The 16,564-nt window shown below is 38.4% G+C and carries 16 protein-coding genes; 5 read left to right on the top strand and 11 right to left on the bottom strand.

Going from position 1 to position 16,564, the window contains the following annotated elements; translation table 11 throughout:
• Positions 1-13 precede the first annotated feature (13 nt).
• From IC619_RS09520 to IC619_RS09510, 3 genes are all read left to right on the top strand, one after another.
• Positions 14-331, top strand: coding sequence for a thioredoxin family protein (locus IC619_RS09520; RefSeq protein WP_191139640.1), 318 nt, complete (start codon positions 14-16; stop codon positions 329-331).
• An 82-nt stretch (positions 332-413) separates the two neighbouring features.
• Complete coding sequence (locus IC619_RS09515; protein WP_347239780.1) at positions 414-1,511, top strand: quinone-dependent dihydroorotate dehydrogenase; 1,098 nt, start codon at positions 414-416, stop codon at positions 1,509-1,511.
• Positions 1,508-1,861 (top strand): YunG family protein, encoded by a 354-nt coding sequence (locus tag IC619_RS09510; protein ID WP_191139639.1) that lies wholly within the window; start codon positions 1,508-1,510, stop codon positions 1,859-1,861. The genes IC619_RS09515 and IC619_RS09510 overlap by 4 nt, the downstream gene beginning before the upstream one ends.
• Here IC619_RS09510 and ppaX read toward each other — a convergent pair.
• From ppaX to hprK, 3 genes are all read right to left on the bottom strand, one after another.
• Positions 1,858-2,514: a pyrophosphatase PpaX gene (gene ppaX / locus IC619_RS09505; protein ID WP_191139638.1), complete on the bottom strand. Its 657-nt coding sequence runs from the start codon at positions 2,512-2,514 to the stop codon at positions 1,858-1,860. The two genes, IC619_RS09510 and ppaX, sit on opposite strands and share 4 nt — an antisense overlap.
• A gap of 10 nt (positions 2,515-2,524) precedes the next feature.
• Complete coding sequence (lgt, locus tag IC619_RS09500; RefSeq protein WP_191139637.1) at positions 2,525-3,427, bottom strand: prolipoprotein diacylglyceryl transferase; 903 nt, start codon at positions 3,425-3,427, stop codon at positions 2,525-2,527.
• Positions 3,428-3,780: 353 nt separating this feature from the next.
• The gene (gene hprK / locus IC619_RS09495; protein WP_191139636.1) at positions 3,781-4,716 is read right to left on the bottom strand and encodes an HPr(Ser) kinase/phosphatase; all 936 of its coding nucleotides are present in this window, start codon (positions 4,714-4,716) and stop codon (positions 3,781-3,783) included.
• 357 nt (positions 4,717-5,073) lie between these two features.
• Here hprK and IC619_RS09490 point away from each other — a divergent pair, with 357 nt between their 5' ends.
• Entirely contained in the window at positions 5,074-5,739 is a 666-nt protein-coding gene (locus IC619_RS09490) for a class D sortase (protein WP_191139635.1), read from the top strand.
• 32 nt (positions 5,740-5,771) lie between these two features.
• Here IC619_RS09490 and IC619_RS09485 read toward each other — a convergent pair whose 3' ends face one another.
• Positions 5,772-6,107: a phage holin family protein gene (locus IC619_RS09485; protein ID WP_191139634.1), complete on the bottom strand. Its 336-nt coding sequence runs from the start codon at positions 6,105-6,107 to the stop codon at positions 5,772-5,774.
• Positions 6,108-6,286: 179 nt separating this feature from the next.
• Positions 6,287-6,715 (bottom strand): NUDIX hydrolase, encoded by a 429-nt coding sequence (locus IC619_RS09480; protein WP_191139633.1) that lies wholly within the window; start codon positions 6,713-6,715, stop codon positions 6,287-6,289.
• Positions 6,716-7,079: 364 nt separating this feature from the next.
• Here IC619_RS09480 and IC619_RS09475 point away from each other — a divergent pair, with 364 nt between their 5' ends.
• On the top strand, positions 7,080-8,408 hold the full coding sequence (locus IC619_RS09475) for a tetratricopeptide repeat protein (RefSeq protein WP_191139632.1): 1,329 nt from the start codon (positions 7,080-7,082) through the stop codon (positions 8,406-8,408).
• A gap of 123 nt (positions 8,409-8,531) precedes the next feature.
• Here the strand turns inward: IC619_RS09475 and IC619_RS09470 are convergent, their stop codons facing one another.
• The 6 genes from IC619_RS09470 to uvrB all read right to left on the bottom strand — a co-directional run bounded on the left by IC619_RS09470 (position 8,532) and on the right by uvrB (position 16,513).
• On the bottom strand, positions 8,532-9,515 hold the full coding sequence (locus IC619_RS09470; protein ID WP_191139631.1) for an ABC transporter ATP-binding protein: 984 nt from the start codon (positions 9,513-9,515) through the stop codon (positions 8,532-8,534).
• Between the two features lie 13 nt (positions 9,516-9,528).
• Positions 9,529-10,314: an ABC transporter permease gene (locus tag IC619_RS09465; RefSeq protein WP_191139630.1), complete on the bottom strand. Its 786-nt coding sequence runs from the start codon at positions 10,312-10,314 to the stop codon at positions 9,529-9,531.
• Positions 10,315-10,319: 5 nt separating this feature from the next.
• Positions 10,320-11,099: an ABC-2 family transporter protein gene (locus IC619_RS09460; protein WP_191139629.1), complete on the bottom strand. Its 780-nt coding sequence runs from the start codon at positions 11,097-11,099 to the stop codon at positions 10,320-10,322.
• Between the two features lie 126 nt (positions 11,100-11,225).
• Complete coding sequence (locus IC619_RS09455) at positions 11,226-11,426, bottom strand: small, acid-soluble spore protein, alpha/beta type (protein WP_191139628.1); 201 nt, start codon at positions 11,424-11,426, stop codon at positions 11,226-11,228.
• A gap of 252 nt (positions 11,427-11,678) precedes the next feature.
• The gene (uvrA, locus tag IC619_RS09450; RefSeq protein WP_191139627.1) at positions 11,679-14,555 is read right to left on the bottom strand and encodes an excinuclease ABC subunit UvrA; all 2,877 of its coding nucleotides are present in this window, start codon (positions 14,553-14,555) and stop codon (positions 11,679-11,681) included.
• Between the two features lie 8 nt (positions 14,556-14,563).
• Positions 14,564-16,513 carry an excinuclease ABC subunit UvrB gene (gene uvrB, locus IC619_RS09445; protein WP_191139626.1) on the bottom strand — a complete coding sequence of 650 codons (1,950 nt, stop codon included), beginning with the start codon at positions 16,511-16,513 and terminating at the stop codon, positions 14,564-14,566.
• Positions 16,514-16,564 lie beyond the last annotated feature (51 nt).

The raw sequence follows: 16,564 nt of genomic DNA, 5'->3' as shown, positions 1-16,564 counted from the left end.
GAGGAATTTCTCAATGAACAAATTAAGCCAAGAAAACTTCCACAATTTTATTGCTAGCGGTAGCAAAGTGGTCGAGTTTAATGCAGATTGGTGTATCGACTGCAAGCGAATTGCACCAGATCTACCCGCTATCGAAGAAAAGTTTAACAACGACTTCCAATTTGCCGAAATCGATGTAGATGATGCGCGCGATATCGCAGAACAATATCATGTAAAAGGGATTCCTACTTTCATCATTTTTCAAGAAGGTGTGGAACAAGATCGACTTCATAGTCGTAATGCAAAAACAAAACAACAAATCGAATCATTTTTAAGCCAAGTAAAAAAATAAGATAGCCAAACACCGGATTGAAAATGACCTTGCCACTTCTGGTATGGTCATTTTCATATGATTTGGGAAAGGATGTATTCCTGTGATCTATACCACACTTCGCAAAGCACTATTTTCTATGAATCCTGAAACCATCCATCATCTTACAATAAATAGTTTAAAAACCCTGCAAAAAACGAAGTACATTGAGCGTTTATACCGTCAGAAATGGACCGTTCATCATGAAAAATTATCACAACATACTTTAGGACTCTCTTTTTTAAATCCAGTAGGATTAGCAGCCGGTTTCGATAAACACGCCGAAGTATACCCTGCACTCGCTTCTTTCGGTTTTGGATTTATAGAAGTGGGTACCCTAACACCTCGTCCACAAGCCGGAAATCCTACACCTCGCTTATTTCGTTTACCAGCGGATCAAGCCTTGATAAATCGTATGGGATTTAACAATCATGGTGTAGAATCTGCACTTCGCTCCTTTGCTTCCCTGCCCCGTCCCACAGCTCCAATCGGAATTAATCTGGGTAAAAATAAAGATACGCCAAATGATCTTGCAAGTGATGATTATACGTATAGCTTAAAAAAGCTTTATGCCTATGGTGATTACTTTGTAATCAATATCAGTTCTCCCAATACAAAAGGGTTACGTGATTTACAACATATTGACGCCTTAAAAAAATTACTCGATACCATTATACATACGAGAGCTATTTTACAAGATAAACACCGAGTGAAAAAGCCAATCTTACTTAAAATAGCTCCTGATTTAAGTGATGAACAACTGCAAGACGTGATCCACACCTCTTTACAAATCGGTATAGATGGCATCATTGCTACTAATACCACACTTGCACGCAATCAATTGCGCTCTTCTAACCAAACCCAAAGTGGCGGTTTAAGTGGAAAACCTTTAGCTGACCCTTCAACCGACATCATTCGTAAAGTTTATCAAATCATACAAGGCCGTATTCCCATCATCGGCGTAGGTGGAATATTTACAGGTGCAGATGCCTACGAAAAGTTTAAAGCAGGGGCAAATCTCATCCAAGTCTATACCGGCATGATCTATCATGGACCTGCCATCGCAAAAAAAATCAATATGGAATTATTAACTTTACTGGAGCAAGACAGCATTAACCATATAGGAGATATTATTGGCAGTGAAGCTGGTAAAACCAAATGATTTCCCATTTCAAAGACTACCTGCCATTATTTGAAAAAGCTTGGTCATCTCAATCAAGTAGCTTGTACACACTTGCTAATCCCGCCCGAGGACAGTGTAGCGTAACAGCTATTATCCTACAGGAATATTGTGGCGGGAGCATTAAGAAAACACGCATTAATGATGCGTGGCACTATTATAATTGGATCAATGGTAAACGAGTTGATTTGACATGCTCTCAATTCCAGCTTTTGCCCCAATATACGGATACCCCATCTTCACTTGAAGAAGCTTGGTCAGATACCAATCAAGAACAAGTGGAATATTTAAGGCAAGCGATTCAAAAAGCAAAAAAAGAACCTACTCGCTAACGAGCAGGTTCTTTTTTTGTCCCCAAAACGATAGGCAATAAGTCGTTCATTGTTTCCAAGTAATCATCAGGCTGGTACATTTCTAACTCTTTCCAATGCAAGCTCCATTTTACAGCAATACGATCAACCCCAGCACGCTGGGCTGCTAATAGATCAAATCGGCTATCTCCCACCATCACTGCTTCTGTCTTCAATATATTTAGTTGCTGTAGTGCCAGCAATATCATATCAGGGGCTGGTTTCGGTTGCGACGTATCATCCACACAGACGATCTGATCGATCCATTTATTTAGACCAAAAAGCTGTAGACCTCGTTCTGCCATTTCTCTTCCTTTATTTGTAACCACAGCTAGCTTGACGGATCTCTTTTTTAACTCATGTAGCACTTCAACTACACCTGGAAAAGCTGTAACATAATGATCATGCCAAGCCCGATTAAAAACGCGATAAGTATGTACCATCTGCTCTACTTGATTCGGATCAAAGCGCTTCATTTGATCTTGTAAAGGCTCTCCTAAATGGGGGATCACATCAGCTTCACAAAATTTTCCTGGACAATGCTCCTGCAGCGTATGCATAAAGGAAGCTAAAATCAGTTCATTTGTATCGATTAAGGTTCCGTCTAAGTCAAATAATACGGCAGTATATTTCATTACTTCACCTCTAAGCGTTTACTTCATCATTCCGATAGGAGTCAACAGCAACGCCACTTAATTTACGATAGAGAATCATACCGATTCCGAATAACACAAGTAAAAGACTGATAAACTGAGCAACTCGGATATTCCCTGATGCCATCATACCCGGTTCAAAAAGAAGCTGCATGGGTGACCATAAAAGATTCATAAACTCAGCCAGCCAATTGGGACCTTCAAAAGTTAAGCTATCGGTGCGTAAACCCTCTACAAAGAAACGTCCTAGAGAATACCAGATCAAATAACTGAAGAAAATGACACCTCTCTTAGGATTTACATATCGAAGTGAGATTAACAAAGCGAATCCGATTAAGCTCCACAGCGATTCATATAAAAAAGTAGGATGATAATAGACACCTTGAATATTCATTTGCTCAATAATCCAATTGGGTAAGTGTAAACCTTCCAAAAAAGACCGACTAACTACACCACCATGAGCTTCCTGATTCATAAAGTTGCCCCAACGACCTATTGCTTGGCCAATGATGATACTTGGTGCTACAATATCTGCTAATACAAGATAGGGAACTTTATACTTACGAACAAAAAATGCTCCCGCAATAAACGCACCAATTAGACCGCCATGGATGGCTAAGCCACCTTTCCATATGGCGATAATATCGGCGGGATGCTCCGCATAGTAGCTCCACTCAAACGCTACATAATACAACCTTGCACCTAAAATAGCGGCAGGAATCACCCAAATCATCATATCCAAGAATAGATCTTTTTCTAATCCCCTTCGCTCTCCTTCACGCATAGCTAGCCACAACCCTAACATTGCTGCCGTTCCCATAATAATCCCGTACCAGTGAATGCTGATTGGACCGAGTGATAGTGCAACTGGATCCAATACTAAATAAAGGTTCATTGGTTATACTCCTCTCTATGGACGTCTTTTCTATCTTACAGTATATCATTCCATGAATGAAAGAATATTGGACAAGTATATCATTTGTCGATTAAAATGAGGTGATATCGTCAAGGAGGAGAAATTTATGAACAATGAAGCTAGCAAATATACACCAATCCATTGAAGCCTATGATTGTTTTGAATGTAATCATTCAAAAAGTGTCAGAATCTCTAATGACTGTGGTTACTGCCAAACGCCCAACTGCATAAATGGGGAGCCAATTATATATATCTATTCCCCAAAATGGAGCGATGTCAAAGTTCAGCGTGCACTAAACCATCTTCATATACAACAAGATTGCTAAGGATCATTAATCCAAATCATCCGCAATATCAATTTTCTCACTTAATTGATTAACGAATTGTTGTGCAGCGTCATATCCAATTTTCTTTAGACGAAAATTCATAGCTGCGACTTCAATAATAACGGCCAAATTACGTCCTGGTCTTACTGGAATCGTAAGCTTTGTCAGTTCGGTATCGATGATCTGAACTTTTTCCTCATCTAAGCCCAAACGATCATATTGTTGCTCTTTTTTCCAAGTTTCTAATTGGATGACGAGTGAGATTTTCTTCTTATCACGTACTGCTCCAGCACCAAATAAAGTCATGACATTAATGATTCCTAATCCCCTGATCTCTAATAAATAGCGGATTAATTCAGGAGCATGTCCAACCAATTGACCTTCTTCTGTTTGTTGAATTTCCACTGCATCATCTGCAACCAGTCGATGTCCACGTTTTACAAGTTCAAGTGCTGTCTCACTCTTACCAATTCCGCTGTTTCCCATTAAAATTAAGCCAATTCCATATACATCAACCAGAACACCATGCACGGTAGTCGTAGGCGCTAACATTCGTTCTAAATAGTTAGTTAGTTTACTGCCAAATTTTGTTGTAGATAATTTGGTTCTCAGGATTGGAACTCCCTGATCCGTTGCAATCTTCATCAACTCAGCTGGAACCTCTAGTTGACGTGTAATAATGATACATGGTGTATCTGGATGACATAACTGCAATAAGCGCTCCCACTTTTCGTCTGCATCTAGGCCTTGCAAAAAAGATAGTTCTGTTTTCCCAAGCAATTGTAAACGATCTACCGGATGATAAGTAAAATAACCCGCCAATTCTAATCCAGGACGATGAAAATCGGCAACACGCACCTCTCTGTTAAGTTGCTCTCTTGTCGTCATTACTTCTAAACCAAGTACTTGTGCTAAATCTCTTACCACTACTTTTTGTTGCATACGATTCTCCCCTAGTTTCGATTAATAGCTAGAGCTGGGCTATGCCATTTGAGTGTATTATAGAACAAGTAAGATGCTGCATCTACTCTAATATGACCAATCTCATTGCAGTATTGACTGGAGCTTATTGATTTTCCCACATGAAAACGTCGTGTGTTTTGGATCATCAATGCCACTGCCATTTCTCATATTAATGTAATATCTCAAATCGTACCGCTAATCCTAATCATTATCAAGTGTATCGATTTTCATGATCACAGTCGTGTTTTAAGGCGCATTAAAAGAGAGCCGAATACTTTTTATCCCGCTCGTAAGTCCAATCATTTTTTGCTAGAATATAGCTAGTTACTGGTAAGTATGCAAGTCATCTTAGTTATAGAACGGAGATGGAACAATATAAAAAAAGCAATTGCGTGGGTGATTATTTTAGTCGGGTTGGGTGTCCTATTATATAATTTATATTTTTGGTACGATCAACTTCAAAACAAAAACCACGATCCAGAACGGGCAAATGCACTGGCTACAGGATGGCAAGATAAATCAGAAGCTCCCTCATTACAAGAAGGAACTTCATTTCCTGAAGTTAAAAGTGCCAAAGCCGGTGATCAGGTTGGAGAGCTGATCATTCCATCATTAGATGGGCTGATTGTTCCCATTGTAAAAGATACGGACGAAAATTCTTTATCAAAAGGAATTGGACTCTATCAAGGATATGGTACGGTAAGTCCAGGGGAGACAGGACATACGGTATTATCAGGTCATCGCGATACTGTTTTACAGCAAGCCGGTGATTTAAAAATCGGCGATAAAATTTATGTGAAAATGCGGGGTAAAATGGTGGTATACCAGATCCGAAAAACTTGGATTACTGACAAAGATGATCGGACTGTAATTGTACCCGATGAAAAGCCCATTTTATCTCTTACCACATGTTATCCATTTGACTATGTCGGTAATGCACCTGACCGTTATATTATTCGTGCTGAGTTAATCGATATTAAGGATACATCTACCACTTCATAAAAAAACAGGACCGTTAAGAGGGGTCCTGTTTTTTAGTCTGTTACAAAGCTAGCAATCCATGTAATAATCGTTACGACAAAAGCACCTAAAAATGCGGGCACAAATCCATCTACTTCAAACCCACTAACTAATGAACCTGTTAACCAAAACATTAATGCATTAATGACTAATGTAAACAAGCCGAATGTAACCAAGTTAATCGGTAACGTAAGTAAGACAAGTAACGGACGAATAATTAAATTAACAATTCCTAACACAAACGCTGCAAGAATAGCCGTGCCCCATGTATTCACCTCAATACCAGGAATAAACTGTGAGGCCAATAGCACAGCTAAGGTAGACACAACTAGCTTTATAATATATCCCATATCAAAATTCCCCTCCTTCAGTATCATTATAAAAAGAATACCCCAACAATACAAAATAAAACCTACACACATAGGATTGAAGTGGCATCGCTGTGGTCACAAGACCATTATTATACTATGATGTCAAGTCGTGTCTTTGGGATGACCCATATCACTGCTACAATATATTCAAAATACACTTATCCGTGATGCATCCGCACTCCTGAATATGATCCGTTCAGATAACTGGTTATCACTTCTTGAATTGTAGTGGGCAAGTCTACAATATTCATATATCTGATATTTATTTCATTCTTTATTCTACCCATTGTTTGATAAGATACAAATAATGCGATAAGCGTATACATATTCTTCTCTTCATTTGATTTTATCATCGCATGGACATATTGTGCCTCTTCTACTATTAATCCAGTCTGTTCATATACACACTGAGAGAGAAACTGAACAAGGGAAGGGTTTTCATTTAATATCCCACTAGGTAAGTCCCAATTTCCATCCTGATTACGAACGACGAGCACTTGTCCCAACTCATTGAAGATCAATACACATGGTTTGATAACAAAATGAGTAGCCACATCCTGATCGACAATTTCATTCATACATTTCATTCATATCTCTCCTTCATCATTTTTAGTCGCTGTCTATAAACCCTTAATTAAGGTAAGGTATATTCAAGAAAGAACGAAAAGTCATCCTCCACGATGGAATCTTAATGGAACAACAAAGATCTGAATCAAAATAGGTATGCAGAATAGACCGTGTTGCATTATTTACTTATTTTTTTATATTATATAATAATTCAAATAATATTAGCAAATCATTGAATATTCACTTGTGTATTAATGAATATTTGTATATTATACAATTAATAACTGCTTTTACTTGAATATTCATTTTACATTTTCGATTAATTCATAAACTTTGTTTCTTTTAGACGGTTTGCGGGCTAAAATTTTTTGAGAGGTGTTGTTGATGCATATTGAAAACCTGCACTATGTGGGAAAACTTTGTAAGGAACGACGTAAAGCATTAAAGAAAAGGCAAGTTGATCTTGTTGATGAATGTTTATCCCAATCTGATATTAGCAAGATTGAAAATGGCGTACCTCTCAGTGTAGAAAAATATGATACCTATATGAAAAAGCTTCAAGTAGAAATAAAGCAAACCCCGACTGAGATAAAGGAAGCCACTGATGAACAAATCGATTTATATGAACGACCTGCTTTTTTAGATCTTGTCGTAGCTGAGCATTATATCGATTTTGTAAGTCCTTCACAAGGGTTAAAGCAGTTACGCGGTGTTACCCTTTCAAATCATGATAGATTAAAGCCCTATCACCTCTATTTACATGGAAAATACTATTTAAGTAAAAAGAACTATACAAAAGCAGCCAAACAATTTTGGTTAACCATTAATTGTGTAAAAAAAGATGAGAAGAATTTCATGCAAACTAATTTTATTGCCTGTGCTTATCACCAATTAAGTCGCATTGAATACTACTTAAACCGCTTTAAATCAGCAATAGAGTTTTCACGCCAAGCTGAAGCGCTCTTTGCTCTTGATGGTGAGCGTAGCTATTACCTCGATTTCATCCTGATTAGTCGAGTCACTTATTTAAAAAAATTGAACCGTCGAGCCGATATGCAACAACTTCTCAATGAGCTAAAATCAAAACCCTCTCACCCAGATCAAATCGTAAATAGTAATAGTAAAGAAGCGATATTAAATCATTATGAGATACAAGCATATATGTTTATGGAGAGTGAGAAATATAAAGATGCACTCTCTCTTGCATTTGCAGGCATTGACCTCGCTCGAATCGATAGAATGTATAATCGATCTTTTGAGTTATGGACAACACTAGGAAACATTTACACCAAAAAAGAATTGCTACAATTAGCTGAAACTTGTTTTTTAGCTGCTCTATCACTTCATAGATATATTGTTGACGATTATTTATTTGCATATGTTTACACACAATTAGGAATCCTATATAATAAACAGAAAAAGGGGGAGAAAGCAAAAGAGGTTTTACTAGAAGCTGTACAGTTTAGTAGAAGAAGTAAAGATTCTTATTTAGAAGCTGAAGCTTTACTTATTCTAGGTAAAACTTATCATATAGAAGGTTTACATAAAAAAGCAATCCCGCTATTAAAGCAAGGATTAGAAATTACAGAAATTCACTATTATTCTGACCTCCAACGAAAAATACTAATTGAATTGGGGACAATAGATGACCCCGATTCTCAGAAATATGTAAATAAATTTTTTGAGTCCTATGTGGAATCTCATATGAACTAGTAAAGGAGGTGAAGAAGATGATCGCTTTGTCTAAAACATACAAAGGCCAACCCCCAGGTTAAAAAATCGAACTGAACAAGAGTTTTCCCAAAGAGAAGGAGACTCTTGTTCAGATTAATTTCCTTAGCTATTTTTACTTGTGAATTCATAAAGATTCTGCATAATCTCTTCTATATCAGGCTCACGCATCTGAATATCTATAATTTCTCCCCACTCACTACATAGAGCCAACAATTCAGGTACTTTTATCACACTACGATCGTATGCTAATGTGAGCTCATTATCAGTTTGCTCGATAATCTGGTAGATACTCCCTGCTTGCGGATAAGGTTTGCTTTGATAGGTTAAATGGATTTTACTAGGTAACCTAATTTTTTTCTGCAAGTCATTTAGAGTCGTATCCATCATCATTTGTCCATGATTGATTAGGATGACACGATTACAAAGAAATGAAATATCATCCATGTCATGTGTTGTTAACACGATAGTCTTTTTCTTATCTTCTCGCAGATGTAGTAGAAATTCACGCATTCTTTTTTTACCCACTACATCCAAACCAATTGTGGGCTCATCTAGAAATAAAATAGCAGGATCGTGGATTAATGCAGCCGCCAAATCTGCACGCATACGTTGCCCTAATGATAACTTTCTCACTGGTGTATCTATAAATGAACCAATTTCAAGTAATCGGTCATATTCCATTAAGAATGTTTCATATTTCTGCTTATCCACCTTATACATCTCCCGTAGGATTTCATAGGAATCTCGCAAAGGAAGATCCCACCACAACTGAGAACGTTGTCCAAATACAACACCGTAACAGCTTGCCAACTGCTTCCGATGAATTTGAGGATTTTTTCCCATCACGGTAATGGTTCCCCCAGACGGATACAAGATCCCAGATAATATCTTGATCGTGGTTGATTTTCCCGCTCCATTAGGGCCTAAGTACCCTACGCATTCTCCTTGGTTAATCGTAAATGAGATATTTTTAACAGCTTCTTTTAGAGTATATTTTTTCGAAAAAACAGATCGTAATGTTCCAAATGCACCTTTCTTTGTCTCATAAATCTTAAATGACTTTGAAAGATCTCTCACTTCAATCAAACTTCAACCCTCCTCAACTTCCTGTACTATGATAAAAGCGAATACCGAATGACCAAAAATGATAAGCTAACCCGAAAAAAAGGAAAGATACACAAGGCGTTACGAATATATAATAGAATTGGCCTCCTTTATTTAATAAATAAGTCATGGGTAAGTAATTCATAAACGCAATGGGTAACACTGTAAAAAAGATAAATTTTAACCATGTAGGGTAAATGGTTAAAGGGAAATTGGCTGCGTTAAATGGTGCATACAGTGTAAATGCTTGCAAGTCCTTAATTTTCTGGGTCCAAAAACCGATTGTGGCTGTTACGACACCAAGTGCTAAAGCAATGATAAAGCTACTCATTACTGCTACAGGCAGATACAGACAGAGCGCCACAAAAAGTGGAAGAGAGATATCCAGCTGTACCGCTGAAACAGTGAGGATGAGTAACCCTTGTATCACACCGCCCAAATGACTCAGGTTTACATTACGCGTGAGCAGAAATAGGAATGGAGAAATCGGTCTTATTAACAAACTATCAAACTCTCCATGAACCATATATTTTTCAAAGTTATGAATTTCAGGAGCAAATGTACGATACAATGAAACCGCTATGGATGAGATACCATATAAAAACCCGATCTCTTCAATCTCCCAGCCCTTTACATTGTCAAATCGTAATAAAATAGCGGCTAACATCACATAATCTAAAACATGTAATAGGGCATTTGCAGTCATGGACAGCAGGAAGTTCAGCTTATATTGCATTCGGGAGCGAATACTAGCCGATAACAACTTCCAAAATAACTTCATATTATCTACCCCCCCTGAATTTCAAGATATTTACGCGTTTGATGCGTTAACCAGATACTTACCAATGTCAATATCACGGCCCATGACCCTTGAATCAGTAGTGGAGTGAAGGGAAGTTTTTCGAGGTAAAACATGACAGGATAATAAATCATACATGCAAACGGCAAGTACGAAATCAAATTACTCAATCCCTCTGGTAAATACACCAACGGTACAAATTGCCCTCCCAGACCGAATACGCAACTAATATAGACGAGATGCGCCCATTCAATTTCAATTGTCCAAATCGAAGAAATACCAATGATATAAGAAAGATTTAATCCGATCCATATTGCAAAAAATAGGGAGAGTAGTGCCCATATTGCCGTAACCCATCCCGTAGGAACATAAAAATGAGCAACAAGCCAAAATAAAATGGCCAAAAAAAATGAACGATAAATAGCATTATATAAAATTCTTCCTATTTCTTGACTAATCACAAGTAGATATAAATTTACTGGACGAATCATATCTAGACTAATTGCACCTGTTCGGATGCGATCTTGCAGGCCAAGCCCTGGAGTAAGAAAGACAGAGAGCCATAGCAAACATTGTGTAAATGCCACATAGTACGTCATATCTTGGACGTTTAACAGATTTGCTTCATCTTTTCCAGTTAAAATACCTGTCCATATCGCAATAAAGACGAAGCCAAAGATAATACTAGCAAAATTGTTTATGATATGTGCCATACGGTACTGAAGCTGTAAACTATAATTTTTGGCAATTATCCTTAAATAGACCACTTAGCTCCTCCTTTCGATATGAATTTATATTCTATAATATTAATCTATTCTTGTATATAGAAAAGAAAGAATTATTTCTATTTATATGAAATCATTGCTCATAAAAAAGATGAAGGGATATTCCCCTCATCTCTTCTCTTGCCGATTTACTAATTCAGATTCAGCAAGGTTTACAAGACGTTTTGTCATTTCTCCACCTACAGATCCGTTCGCTCGCGCTGACGTATCTGCACCAAGGTTTACATGAAATTCATTGGCAATTTCATTTTTCATCTGGTCTAAAGCATTTCCCGCTTGAGGAACAACAAGTCGATTCCGCCTTGTCACTTCAGACAACCCCTTAACTGGTGTATATTGAACATTCGCCTTGCAAAGCTAGTATTTGCGAAACAAGAAAATTTATACGTAACGGGTATATCCCCAAGCAAAATGAGAAATAATCCATACACTAGCAAAGAAATCGAAGCAAAGGAGGAATAAGCATGTTCTGGGAAGGCCCTTTTAATGCATTTATTACTGTACTCTTCTTGGCATTTGATATCTTAATAGCTGGTGTGACCTACATTTTCCCTTAAACTGTTATCTTTTTGCCATTCCTTCTTCTATTTCTTTCATTTGCCTCTTTAATCTTTGATTGTCTCTCTCTAATATAGGGGCTAAAAATTGCCCTGTATAAGATTGGTCTACGGCTGCCACCTGTTCCGGTGTTCCCGTGGCTACGATGGTTCCGCCGCCACTTCCACCTTCAGGCCCTAAATCAATCAGATAGTCTGCTGTCTTAATCACATCTAAATTATGTTCAATTACGACCACTGATTCACCATTATCAGCAAGACGTTGTAAAACTTGGAGTAAACGTGCAATATCATCAATATGAAGACCCGTTGTGGGTTCGTCTAGAATGTATAGGGTTCTGCCCGTACTTCGCTTATATAGCTCAGAAGCTAACTTAACACGTTGTGCTTCACCACCTGATAAAGTAGTTGCTGATTGCCCTAGCCGCATATATCCTAAACCTACGTCATATAAAGTTTGTATTTTTCTCTGAATACGAGGTATGTTTGTAAAGAAATCAAGTGCTTGCTCCACAGTCATATCTAATACTTCAGATACATTTTTACCTTTATATTTAATCTCCAGTGTTTCTCTATTATAACGCTTTCCTTTGCATTGTTCGCAAGGCACATATACATCAGGGAGAAAATGCATTTCGATCTTAATAATGCCATCACCACGGCATGCCTCACACCGTCCACCCTTTACATTAAAACTAAACCTTCCCTTTTGATACCCACGCACTTTCGCTTCCTGTGTACTTGCAAAAACTTCTCTAATCGTATCAAAAACTCCGGTATAAGTGGCTGGATTACTTCTAGGAGTACGTCCAATTGGTGATTGATCGATACTAATGATTTTATCTAACTGCTCCATTCCTTCAATCTTCTTATGCTTGCCAGGCAGTACCTTGGAGCGATTTAGCTCTTTGGCAAGCGACTTTAATAAAATCTCATTTATAAGTGTACTTTTACCTGAACCTGAGACACCCGTTACACATGTAAATACACCAAGCGGAATCGAAACATCTACGTCCTGCAAATTATTTTCCGTAGCCCCTGTAACACGAAGCCATTTATCATTTAGCTGTCTTCGTTCGAATGGCAATGGAATAAATTTTCGGCCACTCAAATACTGACCGGTGAGCGATTGTTCTTGATTCATCACTTCTTCAGGGGTACCCGTTGCAATGACCTGTCCTCCATGTACGCCTGCGCCTGGGCCAATATCGATAATATAGTCAGAAGCGATCATCGTGTCTTCATCATGTTCTACCACAATTAGGGTGTTCCCTAAATCTCTCATCTGTTCTAACGTTGTAATCAAGCGATTGTTATCTCTTTGATGCAGACCAATACTAGGCTCATCCAAGATATATAAAACCCCTACCAAGCTGGAGCCAATTTGCGTAGCTAACCGAATTCGTTGTGCTTCTCCACCAGATAAAGTGCCTGCCGAACGATTTAAGGTAAGATACTCAAGCCCCACATTGACTAAGAACCCAAGTCGACTTCTAATTTCTTTTAAAACTTGATTAGCAATCTGCTCTTCTTTAGGTGTGAGCTCAAGTAGAGTGAAAAAATGCATGGCGTCACCAATTGATAGACGCGTAACATAATCGATATTTCTATCTCCTACAAAAACATGAAGCATCTCACGTTTCAGTCTAGCACCTTCACAAGTAGGACAAGCGCGTGTCGTCATATATTGATTTAAAGAATCACGTACACCTTCAGAGGCCGTTTCCCGATAGCGTCGCCCTAGGTTATGAATCACACCTTCAAATTTAGTTTGACTTTCTCGTGTGTAACCCATGTCATTTGTGTATTGGAAAGAAAATCGATCTTTTCCACCATAAAGAATGATGTTTTGTTTTGCCTTACTTAACCGCTTAAAAGGCATGCTTTTATCAATACCATAATGCTCACATACCGCAGTAACTAATTGTGGATAGTAAGTACTTGTAGATGTAGACCAGGGCTCGATGGCTCCTTCTTCTAATGACAAATTCGGATTGGGAATGACTAAATCTGAATCGAATTCCATTCGACTCCCTAGTCCATCACATGCAGAACAAGCCCCAAATGGACTATTAAATGAAAACATACGCGGAGATAACTCATCGATACTGAAACCACACTCTGGACAAGCCAAATTTTGACTGAACATCATTTGTTCGCCATCAATAATATCAATAATCACTTCCCCTTCAGCTAATGCCAGTGCGGTCTCAATGGAATCAGAGAGGCGTGTTTCTACCCCCGGTTTTACAATTAAACGATCAATTACCACTTCTATCGTATGCTTTTTATTTTTATCAAGTGAAATCTCTTCTGTAAGCTCCATCATTTCACCATCAATACGAATACGTACATAACCTTGCTTACGCATATCTTCAATTAATTTTACATGCTCCCCTTTACGTCCTTTCACAACAGGAGCCATAATTTGAATACGCGTTCGATCGTCTAGTGATAATACTCGATCTACCATCTGCTGAACAGTCTGTGATGCGATTTCAATCCCATGTTCTGGACAATACGCATGTCCTACTCGCGCAAACAGTAAACGTAAATAATCATAGATTTCGGTTACCGTACCAACGGTAGACCGTGGATTTCGACTCGTCGTTTTTTGATCAATGGAAATGGCTGGTGATAACCCCTCGATTACATCCACATCCGGCTTATCCATCTGTCCCAAAAATTGACGTGCATAAGCGGACAACGACTCAACATAACGGCGTTGTCCTTCGGCATAAATCGTATCAAATGCTAATGAAGATTTTCCTGATCCACTTAAACCCGTAATGACTACAAATTTGTCTCGTGGTATCGTGACATCAATTTCTTTTAAATTATGGACACGTGCCCCACGAATCACAATGTTTTCTTGTCCCATTCTGTTTTTTAACCCTCCGCTTTTAATTCAATAATGAGGTCTCTTAATTGTGCTGCTCGCTCAAAATCGAGCGCTTTTGCTGCTTCCTTCATTTCTTTTTCCATCTGTTCGATCGTATGCTTACGCTCTTTTTTGCTTAATTGCTTTGTTTGATATCGTGGTTCTTCCTCTGCCACTTTTGTCGCTTCAATCACATCGCGAACTTTTTTCTGTATCGTTTGTGGGGTAATACCATGCTTCTGGTTGTAAGCTTCCTGAATTTCACGACGCCGCTGGGTCTCCTCTATCGCTTTTTCCATTGAGCCCGTTATACGATCTGCGTACATGATGACTTCACCATTGGCGTTACGAGCAGCACGCCCGATGGTTTGAATAAGAGATCGTTCCGCTCTGAGAAAACCTTCTTTATCAGCATCTAGTATCGCGACTAATGAAACTTCAGGTAAATCTAATCCTTCTCGTAATAAGTTAATCCCAATTAATACATCAAATACCCCTAAGCGTAGATCACGTAATATTTGCATGCGTTCAATTGTTTTAATATCAGAGTGTAAGTAACGTACTTTTATGCCGACTTCTTTCAGATAATCGGTTAAATCTTCGGCCATTTTTTTGGTTAGCGTTGTAACTAATACCCGCTCATTCTTGGCAATCCGATTATTGATTTCACCAATCAGATGATCAATCTGTCCTTCAATGGGTAGCACTTGAATCTTAGGGTCAAGTAATCCTGTAGGTCGAATAATTTGTTCCACAACATCTGGTGCATGCTCCAATTCGTAATCTCCAGGTGTGGCCGATACAAATAACATTTGATTGATTTTATCTTCAAATTCGACAAATTGGAGGGGACGATTATCACGAGCTGAGGGTAAACGAAACCCGTGTTCAATTAAGACAGACTTGCGAGCTTGATCGCCATTATACATCGCCCTAATTTGTGGCAGGGTAACATGAGACTCGTCCACCACCACTAAGTAGTCATCTGGAAAGTAGTCCATCAGTGTATATGGCGCTTCACCAGGCTTCTTATTAACCAAGTGTCTGGAGTAATTTTCGATGCCAGAGCAAAAGCCGATTTCACGCATCATTTCCATATCATAGCGGGTTCTTTGTTCCAATCTCTGTGCTTCTAATAATTTTCCGGCCTCATTTAATTCGGCTAATCGTTCTGTTAGCTCATCTTCAATCTGAACAAGTGCTCGTTCCAACACTTCAGCAGTCGTTACATAATGTGATGCTGGAAATATTGCCACATGACCGCGATCGCCTAAGACTTCACCTGTTACGATATCAATTTCCCGAATTCGTTCAATCTCGTCACCAAAAAACTCAATACGAACGGCCTGCTCACTTCTTGAAACAGGAAAAATCTCCACAACATCTCCCCGTACTCGAAATGTACCCCGCACAAAGTTGATATCATTTCGTTCATATTGAATGTCTACCAGTTTGCGCAATATCTCATTTCGCTCTCTCTCCATTCCGACACGCAACGAAAGTACCAGTTCACCGTATTCATGAGGTGAACCTAACCCATATATACAAGACACACTGGCGACAATAATAACGTCGTCTCTTTCAAATAAACTACTCGTCGCAGAATGACGTAGTTTATCAATTTCATCATTGATCGAAGCATCTTTCTCAATGAAAGTATCTGATGATGGTATATAAGCTTCCGGTTGATAATAATCATAATAACTAACAAAATACTCTACTGCATTATTCGGAAAAAATTCTTTTAGTTCTCCACACAATTGTGCTGCCAATGTTTTGTTATGAGCAATGACTAATGTTGGTTTATTCACTTTGGCTATCGTTTCTGCAACGGTATACGTTTTCCCAGTACCCGTTGCACCAAGCAACGTTTGGAATTTTTTTCCTTCATTTATTGCAGCCGTTAATTTTTGAATCGCTTGTGGCTGATCTCCTTGTGGACTAAATTCAGATACCATTTGGAATTGTCCTATTGTAACCACCTCTTTCTTATAGCCCTCATTATAACA

Origin of the sequence: Polycladospora coralii, assembly GCF_014773435.2 — a bacterium.
Classification (GTDB): domain Bacteria; phylum Bacillota; class Bacilli; order Thermoactinomycetales; family Thermoactinomycetaceae; genus Polycladospora; species Polycladospora coralii.
Note: the sequence above shows the minus strand (reverse complement) of the source record. Positions and strands in the feature narration are given on the sequence as shown.

What these genes read in the sequence shown, in the direction of transcription:
- uvrA (WP_191139627.1), bottom strand. Translation starts at nt 14,555, where the DNA reads ATGGGACAAGAAAACATTGTGATTCGTGGGGCACGTGTCCATAATTTA.
- IC619_RS09485 (WP_191139634.1), bottom strand. Translation starts at nt 6,107, where the DNA reads ATGGGATATATTATAAAGCTAGTTGTGTCTACCTTAGCTGTGCTATTG.
- uvrB (WP_191139626.1), bottom strand. Translation starts at nt 16,513, where the DNA reads ATGGTATCTGAATTTAGTCCACAAGGAGATCAGCCACAAGCGATTCAA.
- IC619_RS09510 (WP_191139639.1), top strand. Translation starts at nt 1,508, where the DNA reads ATGATTTCCCATTTCAAAGACTACCTGCCATTATTTGAAAAAGCTTGG.
- hprK (WP_191139636.1), bottom strand. Translation starts at nt 4,716, where the DNA reads ATGCAACAAAAAGTAGTGGTAAGAGATTTAGCACAAGTACTTGGTTTA.
- IC619_RS09475 (WP_191139632.1), top strand. Translation starts at nt 7,080, where the DNA reads ATGCATATTGAAAACCTGCACTATGTGGGAAAACTTTGTAAGGAACGA.
- IC619_RS09480 (WP_191139633.1), bottom strand. Translation starts at nt 6,715, where the DNA reads ATGAAATGTATGAATGAAATTGTCGATCAGGATGTGGCTACTCATTTT.
- IC619_RS09490 (WP_191139635.1), top strand. Translation starts at nt 5,074, where the DNA reads ATGCAAGTCATCTTAGTTATAGAACGGAGATGGAACAATATAAAAAAA.
- IC619_RS09465 (WP_191139630.1), bottom strand. Translation starts at nt 10,314, where the DNA reads ATGAAGTTATTTTGGAAGTTGTTATCGGCTAGTATTCGCTCCCGAATG.
- IC619_RS09520 (WP_191139640.1), top strand. Translation starts at nt 14, where the DNA reads ATGAACAAATTAAGCCAAGAAAACTTCCACAATTTTATTGCTAGCGGT.
- lgt (WP_191139637.1), bottom strand. Translation starts at nt 3,427, where the DNA reads ATGAACCTTTATTTAGTATTGGATCCAGTTGCACTATCACTCGGTCCA.
- ppaX (WP_191139638.1), bottom strand. Translation starts at nt 2,514, where the DNA reads ATGAAATATACTGCCGTATTATTTGACTTAGACGGAACCTTAATCGAT.